26 protein-coding genes and 1 pseudogene are annotated in these 26,331 nt (G+C 71.5%); 10 read left to right on the top strand and 17 right to left on the bottom strand.

The genetic code is table 11. From position 1 onward, the window contains the following. The first annotated feature begins 188 nt into the window (after window positions 1–188). Window positions 189–1,481, top strand: a complete 1,293-nt coding sequence (gene paaK / locus ACZ7DY_RS04180) for a phenylacetate--CoA ligase PaaK (protein ID WP_471129710.1) — start codon at window positions 189–191, stop codon at window positions 1,479–1,481. Window positions 1,482–1,517: 36 nt separating this feature from the next. On the opposite strand, the gene ACZ7DY_RS04175 is transcribed toward paaK, so the two are convergent. Continuing rightward, window positions 1,518–2,285, bottom strand: a complete 768-nt coding sequence (locus ACZ7DY_RS04175) for an SDR family oxidoreductase (protein ID WP_471129707.1) — start codon at window positions 2,283–2,285, stop codon at window positions 1,518–1,520. 174 nt (window positions 2,286–2,459) lie between these two features. Between ACZ7DY_RS04175 and ACZ7DY_RS04170 the strand changes: the two genes are divergently transcribed. Continuing rightward, a complete protein-coding gene (locus tag ACZ7DY_RS04170) occupies window positions 2,460–3,251 on the top strand; it encodes a sigma-70 family RNA polymerase sigma factor (RefSeq protein ID WP_471129705.1) in 792 nt (263 codons plus the stop codon). A 32-nt stretch (window positions 3,252–3,283) separates the two neighbouring features. On the opposite strand, the gene ACZ7DY_RS04165 is transcribed toward ACZ7DY_RS04170, so the two are convergent. Continuing rightward, entirely contained in the window at window positions 3,284–4,009 is a 726-nt protein-coding gene (locus ACZ7DY_RS04165; protein ID WP_471129702.1) for an ANTAR domain-containing protein, read from the bottom strand. A 252-nt stretch (window positions 4,010–4,261) separates the two neighbouring features. On the opposite strand from ACZ7DY_RS04165, the gene ACZ7DY_RS04160 reads away from it, so the two are divergent. Together ACZ7DY_RS04160 and ACZ7DY_RS04155 are read left to right on the top strand one after the other, a co-directional pair. Continuing rightward, the gene (locus ACZ7DY_RS04160) at window positions 4,262–4,627 is read left to right on the top strand and encodes a helix-turn-helix transcriptional regulator (protein ID WP_471129699.1); all 366 of its coding nucleotides are present in this window, start codon (window positions 4,262–4,264) and stop codon (window positions 4,625–4,627) included. 230 nt (window positions 4,628–4,857) lie between these two features. Further along, window positions 4,858–7,266 carry a penicillin acylase family protein gene (locus tag ACZ7DY_RS04155; protein ID WP_471129697.1) on the top strand — a complete coding sequence of 803 codons (2,409 nt, stop codon included), beginning with the start codon at window positions 4,858–4,860 and terminating at the stop codon, window positions 7,264–7,266. Between the two features lie 83 nt (window positions 7,267–7,349). Here ACZ7DY_RS04155 and ACZ7DY_RS04150 read toward each other — a convergent pair whose 3' ends face one another. The 8 genes from ACZ7DY_RS04150 to ACZ7DY_RS04115 all read right to left on the bottom strand — a co-directional run bounded on the left by ACZ7DY_RS04150 (window position 7,350) and on the right by ACZ7DY_RS04115 (window position 16,245). Continuing rightward, window positions 7,350–8,900: an acyl-CoA synthetase gene (locus ACZ7DY_RS04150; RefSeq protein ID WP_471129695.1), complete on the bottom strand. Its 1,551-nt coding sequence runs from the start codon at window positions 8,898–8,900 to the stop codon at window positions 7,350–7,352. Continuing rightward, window positions 8,897–10,024, bottom strand: a complete 1,128-nt coding sequence (locus ACZ7DY_RS04145; RefSeq protein WP_471129694.1) for a nitronate monooxygenase — start codon at window positions 10,022–10,024, stop codon at window positions 8,897–8,899. The genes ACZ7DY_RS04150 and ACZ7DY_RS04145 overlap by 4 nt, the downstream gene beginning before the upstream one ends. Before the next feature lie 93 nt (window positions 10,025–10,117). Then, the gene (locus ACZ7DY_RS04140) at window positions 10,118–11,668 is read right to left on the bottom strand and encodes a phytoene desaturase family protein (RefSeq protein ID WP_471129691.1); all 1,551 of its coding nucleotides are present in this window, start codon (window positions 11,666–11,668) and stop codon (window positions 10,118–10,120) included. Window positions 11,669–11,762: 94 nt separating this feature from the next. Next, entirely contained in the window at window positions 11,763–14,000 is a 2,238-nt protein-coding gene (locus ACZ7DY_RS04135; protein ID WP_471129689.1) for a serine/threonine-protein kinase, read from the bottom strand. Next, on the bottom strand, window positions 13,982–14,920 hold the full coding sequence (locus ACZ7DY_RS04130; protein WP_471129687.1) for an oxygenase MpaB family protein: 939 nt from the start codon (window positions 14,918–14,920) through the stop codon (window positions 13,982–13,984). Before ACZ7DY_RS04130 ends, ACZ7DY_RS04135 begins: the two co-directional genes overlap by 19 nt. Before the next feature lie 93 nt (window positions 14,921–15,013). Continuing rightward, a complete protein-coding gene (locus ACZ7DY_RS04125; RefSeq protein WP_471129684.1) occupies window positions 15,014–15,619 on the bottom strand; it encodes a disulfide bond formation protein B in 606 nt (201 codons plus the stop codon). 13 nt (window positions 15,620–15,632) lie between these two features. After that, the gene (locus ACZ7DY_RS04120; RefSeq protein ID WP_471129681.1) at window positions 15,633–15,791 is read right to left on the bottom strand and encodes a DUF5993 family protein; all 159 of its coding nucleotides are present in this window, start codon (window positions 15,789–15,791) and stop codon (window positions 15,633–15,635) included. A 166-nt stretch (window positions 15,792–15,957) separates the two neighbouring features. Next, a complete protein-coding gene (locus ACZ7DY_RS04115; RefSeq protein ID WP_471129679.1) occupies window positions 15,958–16,245 on the bottom strand; it encodes a hypothetical protein in 288 nt (95 codons plus the stop codon). 165 nt (window positions 16,246–16,410) lie between these two features. Here ACZ7DY_RS04115 and ACZ7DY_RS04110 point away from each other — a divergent pair, with 165 nt between their 5' ends. Beyond that, window positions 16,411–17,157, top strand: coding sequence for a hypothetical protein (locus tag ACZ7DY_RS04110; RefSeq protein ID WP_471130224.1), 747 nt, complete (start codon window positions 16,411–16,413; stop codon window positions 17,155–17,157). Window positions 17,158–17,196: 39 nt separating this feature from the next. Here the strand turns inward: ACZ7DY_RS04110 and ACZ7DY_RS04105 are convergent, their stop codons facing one another. From ACZ7DY_RS04105 to ACZ7DY_RS04095, 3 genes are all read right to left on the bottom strand, one after another. Then, on the bottom strand, window positions 17,197–18,396 hold the full coding sequence (locus ACZ7DY_RS04105; RefSeq protein ID WP_471129676.1) for an acyl-CoA dehydrogenase family protein: 1,200 nt from the start codon (window positions 18,394–18,396) through the stop codon (window positions 17,197–17,199). A gap of 217 nt (window positions 18,397–18,613) precedes the next feature. Continuing rightward, window positions 18,614–19,423, bottom strand: a complete 810-nt coding sequence (locus tag ACZ7DY_RS04100) for a class I SAM-dependent methyltransferase (RefSeq protein WP_471129674.1) — start codon at window positions 19,421–19,423, stop codon at window positions 18,614–18,616. Window positions 19,424–19,519: 96 nt separating this feature from the next. Beyond that, window positions 19,520–20,017 (bottom strand): cytochrome P450, encoded by a 498-nt coding sequence (locus ACZ7DY_RS04095; RefSeq protein ID WP_471129671.1) that lies wholly within the window; start codon window positions 20,015–20,017, stop codon window positions 19,520–19,522. Here ACZ7DY_RS04095 and ACZ7DY_RS04090 point away from each other — a divergent pair. Together ACZ7DY_RS04090 and ACZ7DY_RS04085 are read left to right on the top strand one after the other, a co-directional pair. Then, a complete protein-coding gene (locus ACZ7DY_RS04090; protein ID WP_471129669.1) occupies window positions 19,986–20,825 on the top strand; it encodes a hypothetical protein in 840 nt (279 codons plus the stop codon). The genes ACZ7DY_RS04095 and ACZ7DY_RS04090 overlap by 32 nt on opposite strands. Window positions 20,826–21,129: 304 nt before the next feature. Next, a pseudogene (locus ACZ7DY_RS04085) lies at window positions 21,130–21,377 on the top strand (sugar phosphate nucleotidyltransferase); the annotation flags it as partial. On the opposite strand, the gene ACZ7DY_RS04080 reads toward ACZ7DY_RS04085, so the two are convergent. Beyond that, window positions 21,310–21,471 carry a hypothetical protein gene (locus ACZ7DY_RS04080; RefSeq protein ID WP_471130221.1) on the bottom strand — a complete coding sequence of 54 codons (162 nt, stop codon included), beginning with the start codon at window positions 21,469–21,471 and terminating at the stop codon, window positions 21,310–21,312. The pseudogene ACZ7DY_RS04085 and the gene ACZ7DY_RS04080 overlap by 68 nt on opposite strands. 57 nt (window positions 21,472–21,528) lie before the next feature. Here ACZ7DY_RS04080 and ACZ7DY_RS04075 point away from each other — a divergent pair, with 57 nt between their 5' ends. Together ACZ7DY_RS04075 and ACZ7DY_RS04070 are read left to right on the top strand one after the other, a co-directional pair. Next, window positions 21,529–21,699: a LuxR C-terminal-related transcriptional regulator gene (locus ACZ7DY_RS04075; protein ID WP_471129664.1), complete on the top strand. Its 171-nt coding sequence runs from the start codon at window positions 21,529–21,531 to the stop codon at window positions 21,697–21,699. Window positions 21,700–21,928: 229 nt separating this feature from the next. Beyond that, window positions 21,929–22,531, top strand: coding sequence for a TetR/AcrR family transcriptional regulator (locus ACZ7DY_RS04070; protein ID WP_471129662.1), 603 nt, complete (start codon window positions 21,929–21,931; stop codon window positions 22,529–22,531). Window positions 22,532–22,577: 46 nt separating this feature from the next. On the opposite strand, the gene ACZ7DY_RS04065 is transcribed toward ACZ7DY_RS04070, so the two are convergent. Continuing rightward, window positions 22,578–23,036: a four-helix bundle copper-binding protein gene (locus tag ACZ7DY_RS04065; RefSeq protein ID WP_471129659.1), complete on the bottom strand. Its 459-nt coding sequence runs from the start codon at window positions 23,034–23,036 to the stop codon at window positions 22,578–22,580. A gap of 151 nt (window positions 23,037–23,187) precedes the next feature. Here ACZ7DY_RS04065 and ACZ7DY_RS04060 point away from each other — a divergent pair, with 151 nt between their 5' ends. Beyond that, window positions 23,188–23,877: a YoaK family protein gene (locus ACZ7DY_RS04060; RefSeq protein WP_471129658.1), complete on the top strand. Its 690-nt coding sequence runs from the start codon at window positions 23,188–23,190 to the stop codon at window positions 23,875–23,877. Window positions 23,878–24,043: 166 nt separating this feature from the next. Here ACZ7DY_RS04060 and ACZ7DY_RS04055 read toward each other — a convergent pair whose 3' ends face one another. Both ACZ7DY_RS04055 and ACZ7DY_RS04050 read right to left on the bottom strand, forming a co-directional pair. After that, on the bottom strand, window positions 24,044–24,619 hold the full coding sequence (locus ACZ7DY_RS04055) for a hypothetical protein (RefSeq protein WP_471129656.1): 576 nt from the start codon (window positions 24,617–24,619) through the stop codon (window positions 24,044–24,046). 74 nt (window positions 24,620–24,693) lie between these two features. Continuing rightward, window positions 24,694–26,199, bottom strand: a complete 1,506-nt coding sequence (locus ACZ7DY_RS04050; protein WP_471129654.1) for a PepSY-associated TM helix domain-containing protein — start codon at window positions 26,197–26,199, stop codon at window positions 24,694–24,696. Between the last annotated feature and the right edge of the window lie 132 nt (window positions 26,200–26,331).

Here is a 26,331-nt window from a genome sequence, read left to right as displayed (position 1 = left end):
ACATCCGGTCACCCGTCCCGGCAACGCCTTACGGGTGTGGCCCATGACCCTGGCCCATGCCCCTTCGCCCCAGCTGGAAGCCGCCGCGTTCGATCTCTTGACGCCCACTGCGGGGCCTGGATTACTGAGCTCGACAGAAGATCGACGACCGAATGATCGGTCGCCCGTTCAGGACGGGAGCACTCCTTATGACGCGTAGGCCGCCACTGCTCGACGCGGCGGAACGGCTCGGCCCCCGGGAGCTCGGGGCCCTGCAGCTGGAACGCCTCCAGGACACCCTGCTGCACGCGTACGAGAACGTCCCGTTCTACCGGGCGGCCTTCGACAAGGCTGGGCTGCGCCCCGACGACTGCCGCTCCCTCGGCGACCTCGCGCGCTTCCCCTTCACGACCAAGGACGACCTGCGGGCCAACTACCCGTACGGCATGTTCGCGGTGGAGCAGTCGGAGGTGCGCCGGCTGCACGCCTCCAGCGGTACGACGGGGCAGCCGACGCTCGTCGGTTATACGGAGCAGGACCTCTCCATGTGGGCGGACGTGGTGGCGCGCTCGATCCGCGCCGCGGGCGGCAGGCCCGGCGACAAGGTCCATGTGGCGTACGGGTACGGGTTGTTCACCGGCGGTCTGGGCGCGCACTACGGCGCGGAGCGCCTCGGGTGCACGGTGATCCCCGCGTCCGGTGGCATGACGGCGCGGCAGGTGCGGCTGATCCAGGACCTGCGCCCCGAGATCATCATGGTGACGCCTTCGTACATGCTCACCCTGTTGGAGGAGTTCGAGCGGCAGGGCGTGGACCCCCGTACGACGTCGCTGCGGGTCGGCATCTTCGGCGCGGAGCCGTGGTCCGAGGAGATGCGGCGGGAGATCGAGGAGCGGTGCGCGATCGACGCCGTGGACATCTATGGGCTCTCGGAGGTGATCGGTCCCGGGGTCGCGCAGGAGTGCGTGGAGACCAAGGACGGGCTGCACATCTGGGAGGACCACTTCTACCCCGAGGTGGTGGATCCGATCACGGGGGAGGCGCTGCCGGACGGTGACCACGGCGAGCTGGTCTTCACCGCGCTGACGAAGGAGGCCATGCCGCTGATCCGGTATCGCACGCGTGACCTGACGCGGCTCCTGCCCGGCACAGCACGGATCTTCCGCCGGATGGAGAAGGTGACGGGCCGCAGCGACGACATGGTGATCCTGCGCGGCGTGAATCTCTTCCCCACCCAGATCGAGGAGATCGTGCTGCGCACCCTCGGGATCGCCCCGCACTTCCAGCTGCGGCTGACGCGCGAGGGCCGTATGGACGCCCTGACGGTGCGGGCCGAGGCCCGTGCGGACACGCCGTCCACTCGGCGCGACGCGGCGGCCCGGGAGATCGCGGCGGCGGTGAAGGACGGCATCGGGGTCTCGGTGGGTGTGGAGATCGTCGATCCGGAGACGCTGGAGCGGTCGGTGGGCAAGTTCAAACGGATCGTGGATCTGCGGGACTGAGTGGGCGGTCGGGAGGACCGCCCCGGTCCGCGCGCGTCACGGCTGGGCGTCGAGCCACTCCTGGAAGGTGGGTCCGGCGAGTTTGGCGTGTGCGCTGGGCAGGAGGCAGCCCCTGGCGGCCGCCCCGACGTCGGAGTCGGCGGACTGGTCGACGGCGACGACCTCGATGTTGCGGCGGGCGCCGAGGAGTTTCGCCGCTCCGGCCAGGGTCTCCTCGCGGGGCCCGGCGATCTCGGGGAACGCCGCCCGGGGGTCCGGCTGGTCCGGCACGTCGGGGTCGGTGGCCAGGTCGACCATCGCCTCGGCCACGGTGCGGGCGGCCACGAGCTGGCTCGGCCAGGTCGGGATGTAGGCGACGTCGCCGTGCTGCCAGTCCAGGAGCTGCCCGACGAACTCGTGGAACTGCGCGGCCCGCAGGATGCGGGCGGGCAGGACGCCGCACAGATTGGCCAGCTCGTGCACCTGCTGGGCGACGCCGAACCCGACGGTGGAGCCGTCGACGCCGATGACGGACACGGCGACGACCTGGCCGACCCCGGCCTCCCGGCCCGCCTCGTGGAGGTTGCGGGTCGCGGTGCCGAAGAACTCCGTCGCCTCCTGCTGGTCGAGGGAGTGCCACGAGGCGACGTCGAGGATGATGTCGACTCCGGTGAGGGCGTCCGCCAGGCCCTTGCCGGTGATGATGTCCACGCCGTGGGCCCGGGACATCGGAACGACCTCGTGCCCCCGTTCGGTCAGGACGTCGACAACATGGCGTCCCAGACGCCCCGTTGCTCCCGCCACCGCGAACTTGCTGCTGCCCATTTTCCGTGCCCTTCTCTCCACGCCGCGCCCCTGATGAACATCAGACGTCGCCCCCCTGAACCCTGTGACAGGAGACCTGTGTGACGCGCATCACGGCGCATGTGTCACAGAACGGTGGGGCCGCGAGGTCTTGTGCATGTGGCAGCACTGGGGACGAGCAGGCGGGAGCCGGACATGAGAGCAGGCAGGGAACGAGACGCGGGTACGGCCGAGACGGTCGCCCGTGCCGACCCGCCGGGGTCCGTGGACCCCGGCACCGAGGTGTTCCTGCTCCATCGCAACCTGTTGTTCACCGTCGCCCACGAGATGCTCGGTTCGGTCACCGACGCCGAGGACGTACTGCAGGAGGCCTGGCTGCGCTGGGCCAGGGTCGAACTCGACACGGTGCGGGACAGACGCGCCTACCTGGTGCGGATCGTCACGCGCCTGGCGCTGGACCGGCTGCGCGCGCTGGGCCGCCGCAAGGAGGCCTACGTCGGGCCGTGGCTGCCGGAGCCGTCACTGGTCGCGCCCGACGTCGCCGAGGGGGTGGAGTTCACCGAGAGCGTCTCGATGGCGATGCTGCTGGTCCTCGAGACGCTGGCGCCGACCGAACGTGCGGTGTTCGTGCTGCGCGAGGTGTTCGACGTGGATTACGACGTGATCGCCGGGGCCGTCGGCAAGAACCCCGTCACCGTCCGCCAGATCGCCCACCGGGCGCGGTCCCACGTCGCCGCGCGCCGACCGTGCTCCCCCGTCACCAGGGACGAGGCCCGGATCGCCTTCCACGCCTTCCAACAGGCGGTCGCCACCGGCGACTTGCAGCGTCTGCTCGACATCCTGGCGCCGGACGTGGCCGCCCTGGAGACGGAGGGCGACGACACGCGGACGGAGCATCGCGGGAGCAGCTGTGCGGTCGGCCTCTGTCACGTGCGCCGGCCCAGGAAGCCGTCACGCGTGAAGCGCCCGGCCACGGTGGTCCGCTGACGCCGGCACGGCCCCGTCGCGGAGGCCGCCGGTCAAGGGGACGGGGGCGGCGACGGCACGGGCGCCGACCCGTTCGCCTTGGCGATCGCGGCCTCCAGTTGCTTGCGTACGCCGTCGGGCAGGGCGCCGCCGTGCACGGCGCCCACGACGTCCCGGGCCAGCAGGTGCAGCTTGGTGTTGGTGTTCTGCGAGGCCGTGACCAGGACCTCCCACGCCGCCTCGGGGCTCAGGCTGAAGGAGGACATGAGGATGCCCCGGGCGAGGTCGATGGTCGGCCGCGTCTGCATGGCCCGGCGCAACTGGGCCACCACGGTGCGCAGCCCCTGGACGGAGTCCTCGCCCGGTTCCGACGCGTCGTCCGCTTCGAGGGCGCCGGCGTGCGCATCGACGCGGGCGGCCTCGCCGTCCGGTTCCCGGGCGGCCTCGTGGGTGGCGGGGGCCTCGGCGGGGTCCTGCGGGCCCTGGTCGCGTTCCTGGCCCGGGCGCGCGAACAACCCACGGGTCCCGGTCAGCTCGAACAGCCGCTCCACCGCAGGGCTGCCGGCGGCAATGGCGATGGTCTTGCCCTGCTTCACGGCGTGGTGGCGGAGGCGGAGCAGGAGGTTGAGGCCGGAGCAGTCGCAGAAGTCCACGTCCGCCAGGTCCAGGTCGATGCCGCCGGGTGCCTGGCTGAGGGTGTCGTACAGCTCGGGGCGCAGCCGTCGGGCGGTGTCGAGGTCGAGGTCGCCCCGCAGGACGACCCTCGCCCGGGCGCGCACCGGCTCCCTGCCGCTCCGCTGCGGCGGTGGCAGGGATGGCGGAGGGGACGGCAAGGGCACTGATGTGCGGCCATGATGATCTCCGCCCCCCGTAGAGGACTCCCGAGAGAACGCGGGCTCCGGCATGACCTCTCCTCTAGTTGCGCCTATCGCCGCCCCTAGGCTGCCCGCAACCCCCCACATACGTCAACTAATACCGGAACTAACGTACGTGTTTTTGAAATCGCGTATGTCTCGTCCTAGAGTTGGCGCATGGATGGAGTGCCCGAGCCACACACCGGATGGACGTTTCTGACCAATCACGCCAGAGTGCTGGCGGCCATTGCCGACAACCACAACGCCCGGATCCGCGACATCGCAGCCCATTGCCGGCTGACGGAGCGGGCTGTCCAGAAGATCATCGCCGACCTCGAGCAGGATGGTTACCTCTCCCACACCAGGGAGGGACGTACCAACACGTACCGCATCGACCCCAGTAAGGTGCTCCGCCACCCCGCCGAGTCCGGTCTGGCCGTGGCCTCGCTGCTCTCCCTGCTGGTCCGGGACGAAGCCGACCGCGCGGAGCCGTCGGACACCGGCTCGCCCGAGAACGGCGAGCGACACCACGCCAGAGCCTGACCCCTGCCACCGGGACCGCCCCGCACGCCAGTCCGTGCCGAAGCGGTCCCGCAGCTCTCTTCCCAGGACCTCGCCATCGGCGGGGTTCTTCTCGCACCGGCGATGAGTCCGGTTTCCGCGCCGCCCCGACAGCCTCCCCGCGCACCACCGCGGTGACCAAGCGACCACGAAAGTGACCGACCGCTTGGTACGCTCAACCGCTCCTTCCCTCACTCCAGTTGGGAGGCACGATGCGCATCCGCACAAGAGGCCGGGCGGCCGCGGGAATCGCCCTATTGACGGCGGCGGCCCTGCTGCCGTCGACCGGCGCGGGAGCCGCGCCCCGGGACGCCCACCCGTCCGACGGCGGCCTGCACGCCACCATCCGCTACACCGAGTACGGCATTCCGCACATACGTGCCAAGGATTACGAGAACCTCGGCTTCGGGACCGGCTGGGCACAGGCCGCCGATCAGGTGTGCACGCTCGCCGACGGCTACGTGACCGTCCGCGGCGAACGCTCCCGCTACTTCGGCGCCGACGCCTCCCCCGGCGGGGCGCTGTCGTCCGCCTCCACCAACCTCGGCAGCGACCTGTACTTCCGCGGCGTACGAGAGGCCCGGACCGTGCAGAAGCTCCTGGCGAAACCCGCACCCGCCGGCCCCGGACGGCGGACCAAGGAACTCATGCGCGGTTTCGCGGCCGGGTACAACGCGTGGCTCAAGCAGAACCGCATCACCGACCCGGCGTGCGCGAAGGCCGCCTGGGTGCGCCCCATCACCGTGCTGGACGTGGCGAGCCAGGGTTACGCCGTGCAGGTGCTCGGCGGGCAGGGGCGCGGCATCGACGGCATCACGGCCGCCACGCCACCGGCCACGGCCACCGACCACCGCGCGCCCGACCCGCGGCGCACGGCGAAGGCGGCCCGCGAGCTGTTCTCCGCGCAGGACGCCGACATGGGGTCCAACGCCGTCGCGTTCAGCGGAGAGACCACCGCGAACGGCAGGGGGCTGCTGCTCGGCAATCCGCACTACCCCTGGCACGGCGGCCGCCGCTTCTGGCAGTCGCAGCAGACCATTCCCGGCGAACTGAACGTCTCCGGCGGCTCGTTGCTCGGCACGAGCGTCGTCAACATCGGCTTCAACGGCGATGTGGCGTGGAGCCACACGGTGGCGACCGGCGTCACCCTCAATCTGCACCAGCTCACCCTGGACCCGGCCGACCCGACCACCTATCTGGTGGACGGCGAGCGGCGGAAGATGACCAAGCGCACGGTCACGGTGCCCGTCAAGGACGGTGCCGCGGTCACCCGCACCCAGTGGTGGACTCGTTACGGCCCGGTCGTCACCGGACTCGGCCCCCAGCTCCCGCTCCCCTGGTCCTCGACCACGGCGTACGCGCTGAACGACCCCAACGCCGTGAACCTGCGCGGCAGTGACACCGATCTCGGCTTCGGCAAGGCGCGCTCCACCGCGGGCGTCCTGAAGGCCCTGCGCGACACCCAGGGACTGCCGTGGGTGAACACCGTCGCCGCCGACCGCCACGGCCACTCGCTGCTCACCCAGTCCCAGGTGCTCCCCCGGATCACCGACGACCTGGCGCAACGCTGCAGCACCGCCCTCGGCAAGGTCACCTACCCGGCGTCGGGTGTCGCCGTCCTCGACGGCTCGCGCCGGGCATGCGACCTCGGCGCGGACAAGGACGCGGTGCAGCCCGGCACCTTCGGGCCCTCCCGGATGCCCACCGTGAAGGACGCCCCCTACGCGGAGAACTCCAACGACAGCGCCTGGCTGACCAACGCCGACCGGCCGGTCACCGGTTATGAACGGGTCTTCGGCACGATCGGCACCCAGCGCTCGATGCGTACGCGCGGGGCCATCGAGGACGTGTCGGCGATGGCGGAGAAGGGCGGCCTGACCGTCCGCGACCTGCAGCGCCGGCAGTTCGCCAACCGTGTCCCCGCGGCGGACCTCGCCGCGGACGACACGGCGAAGGCCTGCGCGGCCCTGCCGGGCGGGACGGCGACGGGCAGTGACGGCAAGGCGGTCGACGTGTCCGGGGCCTGCCGGGTGCTGGCCCGCTGGGACCACAGCATGGACAGCGGGAGCCGCGGCGCCCTGCTCTTCGACCGCTTCTGGCGGAAGCTGACGGCGGCCGTCCCCAACGCGCAGCTCTGGAAGGTGCCGTTCTCGGCGGCCGACCCGGTGCGCACCCCGAACACCCTCGACACCGCGCTGCCGGGGTTCAGGACCGCGCTGGCCGACGCGGTGCGGGAGCTGACCGCGGCGAACATCGCCCTGGACGCCCCGCTGGGCGCCAACCAGTACGTGGTGCGCGGCGGCGAGCGCCTGCCCGTCTCCGGCGGCACGGAGTCCCTCGGCGTCTGGAACAAGATCGAGGCCGACTGGGACGCCGGCGAGGGCTACACCGAGGTCGTGCACGGATCGAGCCACATCCAGGCCGTCGGCTGGGACGGCGGCGCCTGCCCGGAGGCGCGCACGCTCCTGTCGTACTCCCAGTCCTCCAACCCCAACTCGGCGCACTACAGCGACCAGACGAAGCTGTACGCGAAAGAGCGGTGGGTGACATCGCGCTTCTGTGAGAAGGAGATCCTCGGCGATCCGGCGCTGAAGGTGGTGCGGGTGCGCGAGCGCCGCTGAGCGCCCGCGTCCGGCGGCGGGCACGGGGGCGTGTGACGGCTCCCGTGCCCGCCGCGACTCCCCCGGCCCCGGCTCCCCGGATGTCACACGGCGCGGTCGCGTCCCTCCCAATACGGTTCGCGCAGCCGCCGCTTGTACAGCTTGCCGTTCGGGTCGCGCGGCATCGTCCCGATGAAGTCGACGCTCTTCGGCCGCTTGTAGCCGGCGAGCCGGCGCTCGCAGTGGGCCAGGATCTCGGCGGCGAGCGCATCGTCGGCGCTCCACCCTTCGGCCACCTCGACGACGGCCTTGACCTCCTCGCCCCACTCGTCGTGCGGGATCCCGAAGGCGGCGGCGTCCGCGACGGCGGGGTGGGTGAGGAGGGCGGACTCGATCTCCGCGGGGTAGATGTTGACCCCACCGGAGATGATCATGTCTATCTTGCGGTCACGCAGGAAGAGGTACCCGTCCTCGTCGAGGAGGCCGAGGTCACCGACGGTGAAGAAGTCCCCGATGCGGTTCTTCCTCGTCTTCGTCTCGTCCTTGTGGTACGAGAATCCGCCGGTCGACATCTTCATGTAGACGGTGCCGAGCTCGCCGGGCGGCAGCCGGTTGCCGTCGTCGTCGAAGACGGCCAACTCGCTGATGGGCCAGGCCTTTCCGACCGTGCCCGGCTTCTTCAGCCACTCCTGCGCGGTGGCGAACGCGCCGCCGCCCTCGCTGGCCGCGTAGTACTCCTCGACACACTCTCCCCACCACTCGATCATGGCGCGCTTGACGTGGTCGGGGCAGGGCGCGGCGCCGTGGATGGCGTGCCGCATCGAGGAGACGTCGTAGGCGGCCTTCGTGGCGTCCGGGAGCGCGAGCAGGCGGTGGAACTGGGTCGGGACCATGTGGGTGTGCGTGCACTTGTGCGCGTCGATGAGGCGGAGCATCTCCTCGGGCGTCCACTTGTCCATGATGACCAGCGGGTGGCCGATGTGCAGGGCGGCGCCCGCGAACTGGAGCACGGCGGTGTGGTAGAGCGGTGAACACACCAGGTGGACGTTGCCGTCGAAGGGCTTGATGCCGAAGATGCCGAGGAAGCCGCCCAGGTAGGACTCCTCGGGGAGCTTGCCGGAGAGCGGGCGCCGGATGCCGCGCGGCCGCCCCGTGGTGCCCGACGTGTAGTTCATGACCCAGCCGAGCGTGCGGTCGGCGGGCACCGACTCGCTCTGCCCGTCCAGGAGTTGACGGTACGGGCGGAAGCCGTGCACGTCGCCGACGGCGTAGCGGTGGCTCGCCGGGAGGCCCGCCTCGTCGGCCGCCGCCACCGCGGCGTCGGCGTACCGCTCGTGGGCGATCAGCACCTTGGCGCCTGAGTCGGCGACGATCCAGGCGATCTCGGGCCCGACCAGGTGGTGGTTGACGGGGACGAGGTAGAAGCCGGCCTGGGAGGCGGCCAGATACGCGGTGAGGAACTCGGTGCCGTTGGGCAGCACGACGGCGAACGCGTCGCCGCGCTCCAGGCCGGCGGCGCGCAGCCCGTGCACCAGCTGGTTGACCTCACCGTGCAGCCGGCCCGCCGTCCACTCCTCACCGCCGGGCGCCACGAGGACGGTGCGGCCCGGGTCGGCCGTGGCCTGGGCCCAGAAGCCGTTGGGGGGTGTGCTCACGACTGACTTCCCCTTTCCGCGATGCGGATGACACGGTCGACGGCCTTCTCGAAGCCGCGCGTGAGATCGTCGAAGACGGCCTGGACGCTGCGTTCGCTGTTCATCCGGCCGACGATCTGTCCGACCGGGGTGCCGAGCAGCTCCGGCACCTCGTACTTCTGGATGCGCGAGACGGCCTCGGCGACAAGGAGCCCTTGCAGCGGCATCGGCAGCGGCCCTGGCCCCTGGGGGTCGTCCCAGGCGTCGGTCCACTCCGTGCGGAGCTGGCGGGCGGGTTTGCCGGTCAGGGCACGGGAGCGGACCGTGTCGCCGGAACCGGCGGCGAGCAGTTTCCGGGTGAGGGCGGCCGAGTGGAGGTCGGCCTCCGTGGTGGTGAGCCACAGGGAGCCGAGCCAGACGCCCTGGGCGCCGAGCGCGAGCGCGGCCGCGACCTGCCGGCCGCTGCCGATGCCCCCGGCGGCGAGTACCGGCAGGGGGGAGACGGCGTCGACGACTTCGGGCGTGAGCACCATGGAGGCGATCTCGCCGGTGTGGCCGCCCGCCTCGTACCCCTGGGCGACGACGACGTCGATGCCGGCCTCCGCGTGTTTGCGCGCGTGCCGGGCGCTGCCGGCGAGGGCGGCGACGAGGATGTCGTGGTCGTGGGCGCGCCGGATCACGTCGGCGGGCGGCGAGCCGAGCGCGTTGGCGAGGAGTCTGATCGGGTAGTCGAAGGCGACGTCGAGCTGGCTGCGGGCGACCTGTTCCATCCAGCCGGTGATGCGCCAGCCGGACTCCTCGCCCTCGTCGAGCTCGGGCACGCCGTGTTTGGCGAGGGTTTCCCTGACGAACTGCCGGTGCCCCTCGGGGATCATCGCCTCGACGTCGGCCTCCGTGAGCGGCTGCCCGTCCTTGGCCTCGGCCTTCTTCGCGGGCATGACGACGTCGAGCCCGTAGGGTCTGCCGTCGACGTGCTCCTGGACCCAGTCGAGGTCCGTGGCCAGCTCCTGCGGCGCCGTGTAGCGGACCGCGCCGAGCACCCCGAACCCGCCCGCCCTGCTGATGGCGGCGGCCACCGCGGGAAAGGGCGTGAAGCCGAAGATGGCGTGCTCGATCCCCAGTCTCTTGCTCAACTCCGTCTGCATGGGCGCAGGATGCCGCAGCGGCCTGTACGAGGGAAGAGACTTTCTGATGCAGTGTCAGATGGATGCCCCCATACGGCCGGGGCGTACGGCCGGTCAGGCGTCCAGTGCCGCCATCGCGGCGTTGTGGCCCGGGATGCCGCTGACGCCGCCGCCGCGCACCGCGCCCGCGCCGCACAGCAGGACGTTGGCGTGCCGGGTCTCCACGCCCCAACGCCCCGCGCCCTCCTGGGCGTGGGGGAAGGAGAGGTCGCCGTGGAAGATGTGGCCGCCCGGCAGGCGCAGGTCGCGTTCCAGGTCGAGCGGGGTCTTCGCCTCGATGCAGGGGCGGCCGTCGGAGTCGAGTGCCAGGCAGTCGGCGATCGGCTCGGCGAGGTGCGCGTCGAGCCGGGCGAGGGTGGCCTTGAGGAGTTCGGCGCGTGCGGCGTCGTTGTCCCGGGCGAAGAGCCGGGCGGGCGTGTGCAGTCCGAAGAGGGTGAGCGTCTGGTGGCCGCTCTCGACGAGGTCGGGGGCGAGGATCGTCGGGTCGGTGAGCGAGTGGCAGTAGATCTCGGAGGGCGGCGCGGCGGGCAGCGTGCCGGCGGCGGCCTGGGCGTACGCGGCCGCCAGCTCCCCGTACCCCTCGGCGATGTGGAACGTCCCGGCGAAGGCCTCGCGCGGGTCGACGGAGGTGTCGCGCAGCCTCGGCAGCCGCTTGAGCAGCATGTTGACCTTGAGCTGGGCGCCCTCGGCCGGCGGGGGCGGTGCGTCGCCGAGGAGATCGGCGAGAGCCTGCGGGGACGCGTTGACCAGGACGTGGCGGGCTGCGGCCGTCCGCTCGCCGTCCTCCGTCACGTAGGTCACCTCGGCGTGCTGCCCGTCGGTGGCGATCCGCGTCACCTCGCAGCCGGTGCGCAGCCGCGCGCCCGCCATCCGGGCCGTGTCGGCGATGGCGCCGGTGAGTGCGCCCATGCCGCCGACGGGCACGTTCCAGTCGCCGGTCCCGCCGCCGATGACGTGGTACAGGAAGCAGCGGTTCTGGCGCAGGGAGGGGTCGTGGGCGTCGGCGAACGTGCCGATGAGGGCGTCGGTGAGGACCACGCCGCGCACCAGGTCGTCGTCGAAGTGCTCCTCGATCGCGGCGCCGATCGGCTCCTCGAAGAGGGTGCGCCAGGCGGTGGCGTCGTCGACGCGGGCGCGCAGCTCGGCGCGGCTCGGCAGGGGTTCGGTGAGGGTGGGGAAGACGCGGCGGGCGACCTCCGCGGTCATGGCGTAGAAGGCGCGCCAGGACTCGTACTCGCGGTGGCCACCGGTGAGCCGCGCGAACGCCTGCCGGGTGCGGGCCTCGCCACCGCCGACGAGCAGTCCGGTGGGGCGGCCCGCCCGCTCGGCCGGGGTGTACGAGGAGACGGTGCGGGTGCGCACGCGGAAGTTCAGGTCGAGGTCCCGGACGATCTTCTTGGGCAGGAGGCTGACGAGGTACGAGTAGCGGGAGAGCCGTGCGTCGACCCCGGGGAAGGGCCTGCTGGAGACGGCGGCACCACCGGTCGCGGGGAGCCGCTCGAGGAGCAGCACGGACCGTCCGGCGCGGGCGAGATAGGCGGCGGCGACAAGACCGTTGTGGCCACCACCGACGATGACGGCATCGTACGCATCGCGATCAGGCATGGCTCTTCCTAGCACGGTGGCGCGGGGTCGAGGGGCGTGTCGGCGGCAGGCGTGGCGCCGGGGACGGCCGCTCAGGGCATGCGGCGGGCACCGCTCAGTGCCCGCCGGTGGCCCACCTCTGGCGGAGTGCCGCGACGCGGCGGTACAGCTCGACGGCCTCCGTGCCGCGCCCCAGCTGTTCCAGGCAGTGCGCCTCGTCGTTGCGGCTGGCGAGCGCGTCGGGGTGGTCGGCGCCGAGGACCTGCTCGCGGGCCGCGGCGACCCTGCGGTACTCGGCGAGCGCATCCGCCCACCGTCCGAGCCAGCCGAGGCCCACCGCGACCTCGCGGCGGCTCACCAGGGTGTCCGGGTGGTCGGGGCCCAGCACCCGCTCGCGGATGGCGCACACGTCCCGCGCCTCCGCGAGCGCCTCCTCCCAGCGGTTCTGCCGTCCGAGGTTCACGCCGAGGCCGTGCCGTGCCCGCAGCGTCTCGGGGTCGGCGGGTCCGTTGACGCGGGTGCGGTCGTCGATCAGCTCGCGGTACAGCTCCAGCGCCTCCCCGCTGCGGCCAAGCCTGCCGAGGCTGATGCCGACCTCGTAGCGGGCGGCGAGGGTGTCGGGATGGTCGGCGCCGAGGGCCCGCGTCCGCGCTTCGGCGACCTCGCGGTAGGTCTGCAGGGCCTCGTGCCAGCGCCCCAACTGACCCAGCGCGTACGCCACTTCGTACCGTGTGACGAGCGTGTCCGGATGGCTCGGGCCGAGCACCCGGGAGCGGGCCGCCGCCACCTCCTCGGCCAGCCGGTAGGAGTCCTCGAGACGGCCGAGACGGCTCAGGTTGTACGCGAGGTTGTGGCGGCAGCGCAAGGTGTCGGGGTGGTCGGGTCCCGCCGTCCGCTCCCGGGCGGCGAGCACCGAGGTGTACGTCTGGTGCGCCTCGAAGTGCCGCCCGAGCTGGCCCAGTACGTACGCCATCTCCTGGCGGGCGGCGAGCGTCTCCGGGTGCTCGGGGCCGAGCGTGCGCTCCCGCCCCTTCGCGACGCGGCCGTACTCGCGCAGCGCGTCGGCGGCGCGGCCGGTGCGGGAGAGGGTGAAGCCCACCTCGTACCGGCTGGCGAGCGTGTCCGGGTGGTCGGGGCCGAGGGCGTACTCCCGCTCGGCGGCGACGGCGCGGTGCACCTCCCCCGCCTCGGCCCAGCGGCCCAGCCGTCCCAGGCTGAGTCCGGCGTTGTGCCGGCTGGTGAGAGCGGCGACCACCTCCGGTGGTGGCACGGGGCGTTCGGCCGGGCGCTCGGCCGCGGCCCGGCGCGCGTCGGCGCGCGGTATCCACTCGCCGGTCAGGCCCGCGGCCGCGTCGGGAGGGGTGGCGCGCAGCACGGAGGCGCCGCTCGCCTTGTGTCCGGTGGTCATGCCGCGGGTCCAGGCGGGCAGGCGCGGCTCGTGGGACGGCAGTTGCCCGGGGGCCCGCAGGGGTGACGTGGCGACGGTCGGTACGTACGCGACCGAACCGCGGCCCTCGGCGACGCGGCGGCAGATCTCCCGGGCGTCGCGCGGCCTGTCGTCGGGCTCCTTGGCGAGCAGGTCGAGGATGATCCGGTCGAAGTAACCGGGGAGTTCGCCGCGGTGTCCGCGGGGCGGTTCGGGCTCGGTGTCGCGGTGTCCGACCAGGACGGCCCAGGCGTCCTCCAGGTCGAAGGGCGGGGCGCCGGTGGCGATCTCGTAGAGCACGCAGCCGAGGGAGTACAGGTCGCTGCGCTGGTCGACGGGGTCGCCGCTGATCTGCTCGGGCGACATGTAGTGCGGTGTGCCCATCGCGATGCCCGTGCCGGTCAGGCGCGAGGTGAAGCCGATGTCCGCGCCGAGGCGGGCGATGCCGAAGTCGCAGATCTTCACCGTGCCGTCGGCGAGCCACATGATGTTCGCCGGCTTCAGGTCCCGGTGCACGATGCCCTGTTCATGGGTGTACGCGAGGGCCGCGGCGACCTGGTCGGCGATCTCCACGACATCGGCGACCGGCAGGGGGTGCTGCTTGTTGTCCTCCAGGAGCTGGCTGAGATTGCGGCCTTCGAGGAGCTCCATCACCAGGTACAGCACGCCCTCGTGCTCGCCGAAGTCGTGGACGACGGTGACGCCGCGGTGCTGGAGCGCCGCCGCGACGCGCGCCTCGCGCCGGAAGCGCTCGCGCAGCACGCGCGTGAAGGACTGGTCGTGCTGGGGCCCCATCGGCTTGAGGCATTTGACGGCGACCCGGCGGCCGAGCGATTCGTCGCGCGCCCGCCACACCTCGCCCATGCCGCCACGGCCGATCAGATCCAGGAGCCGGTAACGGCCCTGGATCAGCCTGGTGTCCGCCATCTCCCGCTGTCGCCCCCGTTGCCTCGCTGCGCCCTCCCCGGCCCGTCCAGTATGGCGTCCCGTCTGTGGAGTTTGTACGGGGCCGGGCGGCTGCCGGGCCCGAGTCTGGCCATGGCGCTGAGGATGTGTTTGGGCGGAAGTTGCCAGCGCACACGCGCGGGCACGGTGCGCAGCAGGGTGCCGGTGAGGACGAGGCGGCGGGTGACGGAAGCGGGGGGTGGGGCGGGCCTGCCGTACAGCTCATGGGCGTACGGCGGCAGGGAGGCGTAGGCCAGATCGGCCACGCGCCGCCACAGCAGGGCGCGCGCCGGGACGAGGAGGGGGTGCGTCGGCGGGCGCCGCAGGAAGTCGTCGACGGCGCGGGCGTCGGCTCCGGCGGACAGCTCGGGCCGCACCTTCTCGAAGTAGGCGGCGAGTTCGGCCGTCGAAGCGGGAACGTCGGCCGGGTCGAGCCCCACCAGGCGGGCACTCTGGCGGTGTTCGTCGACGTACCGGTCGGCCTGCGCGTCGGTGAGGCGGAACCCCGAGCGGCGTACGACGTGGAGGTAGGAGTCGATCTCCGCGCAGTGCACCCACAGGAGCAGTCCGGGCTCGTCCACGCCGTAGCGCTCCCCCGTCTCCGGGTCGGTGGCCTTGAGCATCGTATGGATCTTCCGCACCCGGGCGCCCGCCTTCTCGGCCCGCTCGGTCGTGCCGTAGGTCGTGGTCCCCACGAAGTGGGCGGTACGCATGAGGCGGCCCCACGCGTCCTTGCGGAAGTCCGAATTCTCCATGACGCCGCGGACCGCGCGGGGGTGGAGGGCCTGGAGGTAGAGGGCGCGGATGCCCGCGACCCACATCATGGGGTCGGAGTGGGCCTGCCAGGTCACCGAGTCCGGCCCGAAGAGCCCGGGGTCGGGCGCGGATATGTGCTCGGGCATGGGGACCATCTCCTGGGGGCGTGGATGGGGGCCGGCTACTGGCTTTCCAGTCTGACCACGATGTGCCGTCCGACACCAGCTGCCGCCCCGCCCTCAGCCGAAGAGCTCGTAACGTTGCGGGTCGTCGGGCAGCGTGAAGTGGAAGCCCTCCTCCGCGAAGGTCAGCACGGCGATCACCGCGGCGATGACGACCACGAGCCATACGGTGGCCCTGGAGGCGATCCCGTACGTGACTCCCCTCGGGATGAGGTGCGGCGCGAAGACGAAGCTGAGCGCGCAGAACACGATGACGACGAGGAAGGTCACCAGGGCCCAGGTGTACATGTGCAGGCCGAGGACGGCGGGCCCATACCCCTTCTTGTCGTCGAGGTGCAGCATCACCTGACGTGCGGCCATGACCATGCCGGCGACGGCGGAGACGGTGGCGAGGCCGTACCCCGTCATGTAGTCGACCTTGCTGATCTCCCCCGACCGGGACCGCACCACGACGTAGGCCGCCGAGCCCGCACACAGCAGCATGGCCATGCGCTGCACCACGCAGAGCGGGCAGGGCATGTCGCCGTCGATGGTCTGGAACCCGAGGCTGGTGAGGAGGATCCCGCAGTACGCGAGGACGAAGAGGTGCGCGAGAAGGAAACCGATGCGGTTGCTCGGGCGGCCGTGGGCGGCGGTTGCGGAGGGGTTGCTGAGGTTGCTCATGACGCGGCGCCCATCAGTAGGAGTAGCCGAGCGAGTCGGTCACGTGGTGGTTGAACATCAGCAGCGCGGCCACCGTCGAGGCCAGCAGCAGCCCTACGGTCCAGCCGCGCGGCCGGTCCAAGGCGACGGAGAGCAGCCCGGCGAGGATGAGGAGCAGGATCAGCGTGTCCACGGCGGCAGATTAGAGCGACGGCCCGGGCCACTCCCCGCGGCACGCGCACCCCTCCGCCATTTGCGCCGGCGCGGAGCCGGCGGTAGGTGATGTCACGGCCCTGACCGCGCTGGGCGACACCTGCGTACCTACCGCCAGGAGTTGGAAGGCGACGACGGCGAGGCGGTTAACCAGTAGGAGAGATGACGCCGGAGCCGCCTTCGGCCTGGCACTCGAAGTCGTAGAGCAGGCAACTCGCCTCGGGCGATGGGCCCGTGCTCGGCCCGTTCGTCTTCGGGGCGTCGACCGACTCGGTCGGCCGGGCAGAAGCCGGATGGGGCGATTCGGAGTCGGGCGTGCCGCTGCCACCGAACACGGCGAGCGCGACCATGACGACGACGCCCGCGATGACGACGACAAGCACGGCACCGATTGCCAGGCCGACGGAGCGGCGGGCCGGCGTGGGAGCGTTCACGGTGAGCCTTCCGTGCGGGGTGTCCGTGCGGGATGTCCGTGCGGGTCGGGGGACGCCACAGGAAGAGATACCCGGTGGCCGACCAGGCAGCATCGCTTTTCGGGCAGGCCGCAGCAGGCGGCCATGTCGCCGGATTGCGAGGCTTGTCATACTGCCCGGGTGGAGATGCGGGCCGAGGAGGCAGCGCGGCGGTGGCTGGCCGATCAGGGCGTCAGGCAGGTGCGCGACGGGTGGGTGAGCGATGAGAAGCCGGAAGTGTTGCTCACCGCGAACGAGGTGGCGCACTCCTGGGCCAGTGATGTGTTCGCCGAAAACCTGGACGCGGCCGACCAGGTGAGGTTGGCCTTTGGGCTGCTCGACCTTCTCGACGAGTACTGGGTCACGTGCGAGATCCGGTTCGCGCATGAGGACGCGCAGAGCTCCCTGCCGGCCGACGTGCTGTGGGACGGCTACCGTCGGCGACTGGAGGCGGACCGGGACGCCGAGGCCGTCACCTACTCGCTGTGGGTGGACTGGTTCGAGGACCACGCCACGTCTGCGACGGCCTTCGCCGAGGTCCTCGGTAACGACATCGACCGGGTGGTGGCCGAGCGATCGGAAGCCCTGCTGCGCCGGGCCCGTCGGGTCCTGGAGTCTTCGGGACCGGTGCGCTGGACGGTGAAGGAACCGACGTACCGCACCGCCATGCGGCTTCCTGCCCTGCACCCGGCCCTCTTCCGCGGCCTTCTGGCGAGCTTCCACGACGTCTACGGCGACCTGGAGCCGGCTGCCGCACTGACCATCCTGGAACGGCTGGATCTCCCCACGGACACCCGGCACGTCGCCGAACTGCGCCACGTACTTGCCGCCGGGCACAAGAACCACTACCGCAGCCCTGGTGCCTGGGACGACGCGCTCCGCTCCTGCGCCTGAGCCGCCCGCCTGGCGCATTGATGATCCAATCGAAGCGGCCTAGCGGCGGACGCGGGGCATTCCCAGGCCGATCCAGGAGATGATCTCGCGCTGGATCTCGTTGTTGCCGCCGCCGAACGTGAAGATCACGGCCGAGCGGTAGCCCCGCTCCAGTTCGCCGTGGAGCACCGCGCCCGCCGAGCCCTCCTTCAGGGCGCCGGCCGCGCCGACGATCTCCATGAGCCAGGCGTACGCGTCCCTGCGCGCCTCGGAGCCGTACACCTTGACGGCCGAGGCGTCCTGCGGGGTGAGGGTGCCTTCCTGGACGGCGTTCACCATCTGCCAGTTGAGGAGCTTCATCGCGTCGAGTTTCGTGTGGGTCTGCGCCAGGCGCTGCCGGACCCAGCCGAGGTCGATGACGCGACGGCCGTCGGCCAGCTTGGTGTCCATGGCCCAGCGCTGCACGTCGTGGAAGGCGCGGATCGCCATGGTGCCGTGGGCGGCGAGCGTGACGCGCTCGTGGTTGAGCTGATTGGTGATCAGGCGCCAGCCCTTGTTCTCCTCGCCGACGCGGCGCGAGACGGGGACGCGGACGTTCTCGTAGTAGCTGGCGGTGGTGTCGTGCGAGGCCAGGGTGTTGATGACGGTGCAGGAGTAGCCGGGGTCGCTCGTCGGGACCAGCAGGATGGTGATGCCCTTGTGCGGCGGGACGCCTGGTTCCGGGTCTGCGGTACGGACGGCCAGCCAGACCCAGTCCGCGGTGTCGCCGTTGGTGGTCCAGATCTTCTGCCCGTTGACCGTGTAGTGACCGGTTTCCTCGTCGCCCTCTCGGACGGCCTTCGTCTTCAGGGAGGCGAGGTCCGTACCGGCGTCGGGTTCGCTGTAGCCGATGGCGAAGTCGAGTTCGCCGGAGAGGATCCGCGGCAGGAAGTAGGCCTTCTGCTCGTCCGTCCCGAACTGCATGATCGTCGGGCCCACGGTGTTGAGCGCCATCAGGGGCAGCGGGACGCCCGCCTGCGCCGCCTCGTCGAAGAAGATGAACTGCTCCATGGGCGAGAGCCCGCGCCCCCCGTACTCCTTCGGCCAGCCCACGCCGAGCCAGCCGTCCGCGCCGAGGCGACGGACGGTCTCTCGGTAGAACCGTTTCTGGGCGGCTGGTTCGCCGTAGCGGGCGTAGGCGTTGTCCGGCACCAGCTCGGCGAAGTACGCGCGCAGCTCGGTGCGCAACTGCTGCTGCTCAGGCGTGTATTCGAGGTGCACGGCCCCTCCAGGTCTACGCACTTGGGCACTGCTCGGTCCGGTCCCGGATCCGACGGCGCACACAGTAGAACCCGTTTCAGAAATTGGGAATGGCGACGACGGCCGACGGAGACCTCCGTCCGCCGGGTCTTCACGCAGCAACTGCCCGGCGCCAAACTCCGCGCAAGGCGGAGTCGACGCCGGGCAGTTGAGGGCACAGCCGGCCGTGGCGCTGCGTTCAGGATGTGGGGAGCGTCGCGGTCACCACGACCGCCGTGTACTTCATCTTGAAGCTGCCGCCCATGGCGTCGACGGCGTCGGCAACACCCGCCAGTACCTTTTCCAGCTTCCCGGGCGGGAACTGACCGTGGTCCCCCAGCGTGGGCACCTGGTCCAGCCACTCGTCCTCGCTGTAGACGTACTCCCACTCGAACTGCCACTGCTCGGGCTCGCTGAAGACGCCGGACCGGACGATGCCTTCCGTGGTCTTGGTGAGCAGCGGGGAGTTGTTCGTCGGCGGAGGCGGCATGCTGTAGGCGCGGGTGGCCAGTGCGTCCGGCACCACCTCGGTGTAGATCTTCCCGAAGGCCTCGCGGACCTCCGCGGGGGGTTCCGAGACGTTCCAGAAGGCGGCGAACCGTCCACCGGGGCGCAGTACCGACGCCGCCTTCTCGGCTCCCACCACGGGGTCCACCCAGTGCCACGCCTGTCCCGAGATCAGGCCGTCGAAGCGACGTCCCGCCGGATCCCATTCCTCGAAGCGCGCGATTTCGATTTCGGTTCCACGGCTGCGCGCGAATTCCGCCATGCGCGCGTCCGGTTCCACGCCGAGCACCGAACACCCGGCCGCCTGGAATTGACGTGCCTCAATTCCCGTTCCTGCGCCGACATTCAAGAGGTCGACGCCGGGGCATGACGACTTGACTCGATTCACCAAATCATCTGGATAGGACGGTCGAGTCCGGTCGTAGCGTTCGGCGTCCACGCCATACGCCTCGGCCACGCTTCGCTGTTGATGGAGTTCGCCGCCGAGCTTCCCATTCACCATGGATTGACCGTAGTGGGCGCTTGCCCACTATGTCAATCAGGTCTCTCTGTCCGGTGACTCCAACCATGCGTCTTCGTCAGATGTCCTCGCGGACATTCACCAGATGACCGGCAGCGAGCGCAAACCCCTGAGGAGGGAGCCCTGGGTGTAGGAGATCTCCTCGACGCGCGTCGCCGGCCGCAGGCCCGGGAACGCCCTGAGCACGGTACCGAACGCCACTTCCAGTTCGATCTGGGCGAGCTGCGCGCCGACGCAACGGTGCATCCCGTGGCCGAACGCCAGGTGGTCCCCGGCCCCCTCGCGGGTGACGTCGAAGCGGTCCGGATCCGGGACCGCCGCCGGATCGGCGCGTACGGCCGCCAGTTGGTCCGGATGGTCCAGCAGGGCCAGGAGTCCCTTGCCGAGCATGGCCGCGGTCGCCTCATAGCCGTCCAGGAGCAGGCCGCAGCCGAGGGTGACCAACTCCTCGCCGTCGAGACGGCCTTGCGCGTCGCGGGCGGTGACCAGCGTGTGGAGCAGGCTGCCGTCGGGGTGGGCGCGCTTCTCCTCGACCGGCCCGTCCATGCAGTCGAACAGGGAGCGCAGCGCCGACATCGCCTCCTCGGGCCGTGTCCTGGGGGCGCTGACCCGGTCGGCCCAGCCGCAGAAGAGCTCCCGGCCGCAGGCTCCGGATGCGCCGGGCGCTGAACGCGCCGGCGACCAGGCGGCGCAGGCGGGTGTGCTCCGGCGGGTCCATGTCGAGGATGCCGGGTTTGGTGAAGATGACGGCGGGGCTCATCACGGCGCCGAGCCGCCGCGCTTCGACGCGGCTGAACCGCGGATCGGCGAGGACGGCGCGCACTTGTGCCACGCCCGTCACCAACCAGGCTTCGCGGCCGTCCCGGGTCGTGATCCCACCCGCTACCGGCCCGACCTCGACGTGCTCCGGACCGCGTCCACGCCGATCGTGGTGGGAGCCGGGACGGTGTCCCCCGGGCAGCTCTACCACCGGACCGCGGTGGCGCTCGCCGACCGGCTCGACACGCCTCTGGCGGCCTTTCCCGCGGGGCACACCGGCTTCCACGAACAGCCCGGGCCCTTCGCCGACGTGCTCCGCGAGGCGTTCGCGGTCAAGCACTCGCCGGAAGCGAATGCGCCCGCCTTGAAGAGCGATCCCGGTCCGTCCGTACCGACGCGCCACGAAAAAGGGAGCGACATGGAACACAAATTCAAGGCCAGCCGCCAGTGGGACCGCATCCAGAACGAGTTCATCACCGAGGACGCGGCCGTAAGAGAATCAAGCGCACCCCTCACCGCGACGTCGGCGATCCGATCATGGTGCGGTGCGAGGGCGAGACGCGATGAATGGACTACGTGCAGGCGACGTTGGAGCTCGGTTTCATCGAGCGCGAGATCGACCTGAGCGGCGCCCGGGTGCTGGACAGCCCGGAGAACAACGCCCTGGAGTCCGAGCATTTCGACCTGTGCATCAACGTGCACTCAATGACGAGATGAGCCCGGCCACCCTGCAGGCCTACCTCGACCTCATCGACAGGATCTGCTCCGCCTTCTACGTGAAGAATCCGGTGGGCAATTACATCGACAAGAGCCTGGACGGTTATGTGCAGGGCCAGGAAGCCGTGCAGATGGCGCTGGAGAACGGCCCGCTCAGGCAATTGCTGGACATCCACGACAGCGAGGCGGTGCGGGCCGGGGCGCCCGCCGTCATCGACGGCTACCGGCCGACCACCGACTGGGAGTGCGTCAGCGACAGCCACGCGGGCGGGAACGGAACCGCTGCTGCCCCTCCCTCGTGGGTTCCAAGCAACTCGCGCCGGTCTACGACAAGCCCATGATCTACTACCCGCTGTCCGTGCTCATACTGATGGGCATCGACGACGTCCTCATCATCGCCAGGCCCGCGGAACTCGGCCTGTTCCGGCCCTTGTTCGGCGACGGCAGCAGGCTGGGCATGCGCACGCGGCCGCCCTCCTCGGAGAGCAGCATTGGGGCACCCCCTCGATCGTGCGGGAGACGGACGCGACCACGCCGTGTCCCCGGGGTTCGATCAGCGGCTGGGTCCAGTGGCCGACCTCGCGGTTGCTGGCCCGTATCGAGACGGCGACGTGGTCCGGCTCGCAGCGCTGGGCCTGACGGCGAAGGAGACCGCCCGTCGGCTCGGCATCTCGAAGACCACCGTCGACGAACACCTGACCGAGGCGCGGCGACGCGTCGGTGCGACCACGAAGTCGCATCTGGTCGGCTTGGCGGTCGCCGCCGGGCTCGTCCCGCGCTGAGCCCCGGCACCCCTGCGGGAACAGCGCCCGGACGCACGCCCGACGCGGTCGGCCTGATCCGGATCGGCGCCGAACGGCCTTGAGCCGGTCGGCGCCGTTCGCGTCGAACGGTGCGGTTCCTGTCGGAGACGGTTCAGGTCGCTCTCGCGTAGTATGGGCATGCCAACCTAGTGGGCATACGCCCATTGGGCCACGGAGGCCGGCAGAGCGACGCACGAGAGGACCTGTAGTGCCGACTGGTGTGCACCTTCGCGCCGCGCGGCAGCAGCTTTTCGACGCTGCCGAACGCGTGCTCCTGCGGGACGGGCCGAACGGACTGACCAGCCGGGCCGTCACCGACGAGGCGGGCTGCGCCAAGGGCGTCCTGCACCGGCACTTCGCCGACTTCGACGCCTTCCTGACCGAGCTCGTGCTCGACCGGGCCGCGCAGCTGGAGACAGAGGCGAGCGCACTGCGCGAGTCCGCCGGTACGGGCACGGTCACCGACAACCTCACCAGCGCGCTGACCACCCTGTTCGGGCCGATCCCGGTGGCGATCATCCCGCTCATCACCTTCCGGGACGAGCTGCGCGCCCGGCTGCGGGAGGCCAGGCCCGGCGGCGGCATCGCGATCCTCGCCGAGGCCACGACCGCGATCGGCGCGTACCTGGCCGACGAGCGCGACCTCGGCCGCATCGCCGCCGACGCCGACATCGACTCCCTCACGCTCTCCCTGGTCGGCGGCGGCCATCTCCTGTTCGCCGACCGCGACCCCGGCCCACCGGAGACGGCGGTCGTCAACAAGCTGGTGACGGCGGTCATCACCAACGCCGTCCAGCGGAGCCCCGCCTAGGCACCGTCCACGACGAGGGTCGTCCTGGCCCCCGCGGCAGGCGCGCTCACCCCATGGTCGTGAGAAAGGCGTCGCACGCCTTCGCGCAGCGGCGGCAGGCTTCCGCGCAGAGGGCGGAGTCGGGGCGGGGGTCGCAGAGGGCGGCGCACTGGAGACATATGGCGCGGCACCACTCGACCTGCATACGGACCCGCTCCTCGTCCCGGTCGCCCTCTTCGGCGAGGACTCGGGACGTCGCTTCGCACACGTCCGCGCAGGCGGTGTGGAGGCGGGACTCCTCCCCCGCGTCGGCCGGCCCCTGCCACCTCAGACACACGCGTACGCACTCGTCACAGGCCTGCGCGCAGGCGAAGCGGTCCTCCAGATAGCGGACGAGTTCCTGGCGGCTGAGCTCCCGCGGCTCCGCGCCCGGGGGCCGCGGCGGATCGATGGGCGCGGTCACGTGTGCGCCGCGCGCCGCGGTCGGCCTTGCCCGCCTGGCCGACGAGGATGTCGTGGCTGCCACGGATCCCCTCCCTTCGGTCAGGCCCGGGTAGCCAGAGGGAGGCGGGGCAAACCCGTGGGGTCAAGGGAACAGGGCGGCATCGAAGCGGAGGTGTCCGGGAGAGAGGGTGCGTCCTGCGGCGGTTCGCCGGACCGCGAGGTACAACGTCGGCATGACGACTCACCGCGGAAGCCGCTCCGTACCGACCGCGGAGATCGATGACGGTCATCCGCTGTCGCTGGCGCTGATCACGCTGACGGCCGTCAGCGGGCTCGTCGACGCCGTCTGTTATCTGGGCCTCGGCCGCGTCTTCACCGCCAACATGACGGGAAACGTCGTCGTCATCGGCTTCGCCCTCGCCGGGGCGCCCGGCTTCTCGGTCGTCGGGTCCGTCGTGTCTCTGCTGGCGTTCCTCGTCGGTGCCGTGGGCGCGGGCCGGCTGGCGCGGGCGTTCCGCGACCGGCACCGCGCGCCGTGGGTCCGTACCGCCGTGGCGGCCGAGGCCGCGCTGCTCGGCATCGCCACCGTCGTGGCTTTCGTGACCGGTGGGACACCGCCGTACCCGGTGATCACCCTGGTCGCCCTCGCGATGGGACTGCGCAACGGCACCGTCGGCAAGCTGGCCGTGCCGGCCATGAGTACGACGGTCCTGACCCGCACCCTGGCCTCGCTCGCCGCCGACTCCCGCCTCGCGGGCGGCTCCGACCGGCGGGCCGTCCGCCGGATCATCGCCGTGGGCGCGATGGTCGCCGGCGCGGTTCCGGGGGCGTGGCTCGTCCTTCACCACGGGATCGGCTGGCCGCTCCTGCTGACCACGGCGGTCGTCGCCGCCACGGCCGTCGCGTACCGCGAACGCGCCTGAGCCCTCTCCCGGCCCCTCACCGCACAGCGGGCCCCGCCGCGACGGGGGAGACACGGCGGGACCCAACAAACGACTGCCCGCTGGGGCGGCGCTCACACCCATGTTCCGCACCGGGTTGTGGGAACGGCCGTCATCGGCCTCCCGCCGTGCGGCCGGAACCCCCGCCTCAGCCGAGGTTCCGCTCCCATCGAGGGGCCTCGTCATCAGGTGTGTCGGGGCTCGCGAAGTGGAAGGAGACGCCGAACCGTTCGGCGAGCGCCTCCCCCGTGCGGCGCGCCTCTTCGGCCTCGGGCCACGGCGGGACCTGACCGTTGAAGATCCTCAAGTCGGTTCCCCCGCGGAACGTGGTGAGCGGGAGATCGCGGAGCTCCGCCCCGGACCCGCCCGGAACCTCCGCCCCGGGGAAGACGGCGACGAGGTCCACCATCCAGCCCCGCGAGTCGCCGTCCCACACCGCCTCGATCACCAGGGGGCGGGCCGACTGTGCCGCGATCCGGTCCGCCAGTTCGGCGACCGTGGGCCGGGGCGGGCGCACCACGCGGTCGGCCAGTGCCGCGTAACGGGACGCGATCACCTCCTGGCACTCGTACAGACCGGGCAGCGCCCCCGGAGAGCCTCCGTCCGGCGACGCGAAGGCGTCACGCATCTCCTTGATGGCCCCTATCTCCCGGTCCGCCAGCACGAGTTCGTCCACGCGCTCGCGCACGTCCTGCGGCAGCGCGTCCCAGAGTTGTTGCTCCATCAGTGACCGTTCCGTTCCCCAGGAATCCATCCGCGGCCCAAAAGCCCACGCCCACGCCCGCGCCTGTCAGCCGATCAAGCGTACGTCCGCTCCCCCCGCCGGTACGCGATCTCGCCCAGCACGATGTCCAGGGCCAGGAAGGCCGCGAGCGGAATGCCAAGCAGCGGCATGAAGTAGCCGAGGACGGCGATCGCGGCCAGGAGCGGCGTCAGGATGCGGGCCGGTACGTGCTGCCAGGCCCCGCGCGGCAGGGGGCGGCCGAAGGAGGAGCCGCGGCCGCGCTGCCACCACATGCGGTACCCCCACACGATCGACAGGATCAGGCACAGGGCGAGGGCGGCCAGCGCGATCTGATTGGGCAGACCGAAGAGGGTGCCCATGTGCGCGTCGATGCCCCAGCGCGTCAGTTTGGCGAGGAGCGGGTAGTCGTCGAACCGCAGCACCTCGGTGACCTCGCCGTTCGCCGGGTTCACGGCGACCGAGTCCTGCTTCTCGGGCCAACTGCGCTGGATCTGCTTGACGACGTACGCGGACGATCCGGAGGTGTCGGACGGCGGAACGATCTCCACGGGGTTCGAGAGCCCCTGGTCGCGGGCGGACTTCAGGACGGCGTCCACTCCGACGTCCGCCGCGCCCTTGCCGCCCCCGGGGGCGGTGCCCGCGCCGGCACCCATGTGCTCGGAGTGGTCACCGGGGTTGCCCGCGGGCTTCGAGGCGGTCGCGGCCGCTCCCTCGGCGGGGGTAATGCTCGTAGAGACCGCGGGGGTGGTCTGGCCGATGGCCTCCCTCAGGTCCCCGATGTTCTCGCCCGCGTACGTCGACCACGTCAGCCCCGTCACCGAGAGCAGGAAGAGGCCGACGGCCGCCCACACGCCGACCGAGCCGTGCAGCGCCAGCGTGCGACGGCGCGTGCGGGCCGCCGTACCCCTGAGCTTCCGCCGTGACCTGCGCCTGCCGAACCAGAGGACGAGACCACCGCCCGTGACCACCCACAGCCAGCTGGCCGCGAGTTCGCTGTACAGGCGGCCCGGTTCGCCGAGGTGGAGATCCCGGTGGAGTCCGTCGATCCAGGCGCGCAACGGCAGCGCGCCGGACGAGCCGTACTGTTCCAACGCGCCGCGCACATCGCCGGTGTAGGGGTTCACGAAGACGGCGAGGGTGTGGTCGGCGTCCACGCCCGGCACCCCGGACAGCAGGACGCGGGTGGTGGCGCCCGCCTCCGGCGCCGGCCGGACCGCGCCGACCGTGCCCTCGGGGTGTGCCTTGCGGGCCGCGGCCACCTGGTCGGCGAGCGGCAGCTCCGTGCGGTCCGCGGGGACGGGTACGCGGAGTTCGTCGGCGTAGACGTACTTCTCGACCTCGTACGAGCCCGCGTAGAGGAGGCCCGTCACCGCGGCCACCAGCAGGAACGGGGCGATCAGCACGCCCGCCCAGAAGTGCAGGCGCAGCACCAGCGGGCGCAGCGATGCCCAGCCGGACCGCCACCCGGACGAGGGCCGGGGTTCCGTGGCTCGCGGTGGCTTCGGGGGCTCGGCGGGCGGCTGCCGGTCGCCTTCGGTGAGGGTGGGCTGGGCGGGCATGTGGTGCTCTCCTGGATCGACGGCCGCGGCCCGGCTGTGGCCGGACCGGTCCAGGAGTCGGCCCGCGACCCGCTCGGGTTCCGCGCCCCTCATGTGACGTGCGGCACCGAGGTGTTCGCCGGTCCGGACGGG

The organism is Streptomyces sp. NPDC037013, assembly GCF_055607265.1.
Note: the sequence above shows the minus strand (reverse complement) of the source record. Positions and strands in the feature narration are given on the sequence as shown.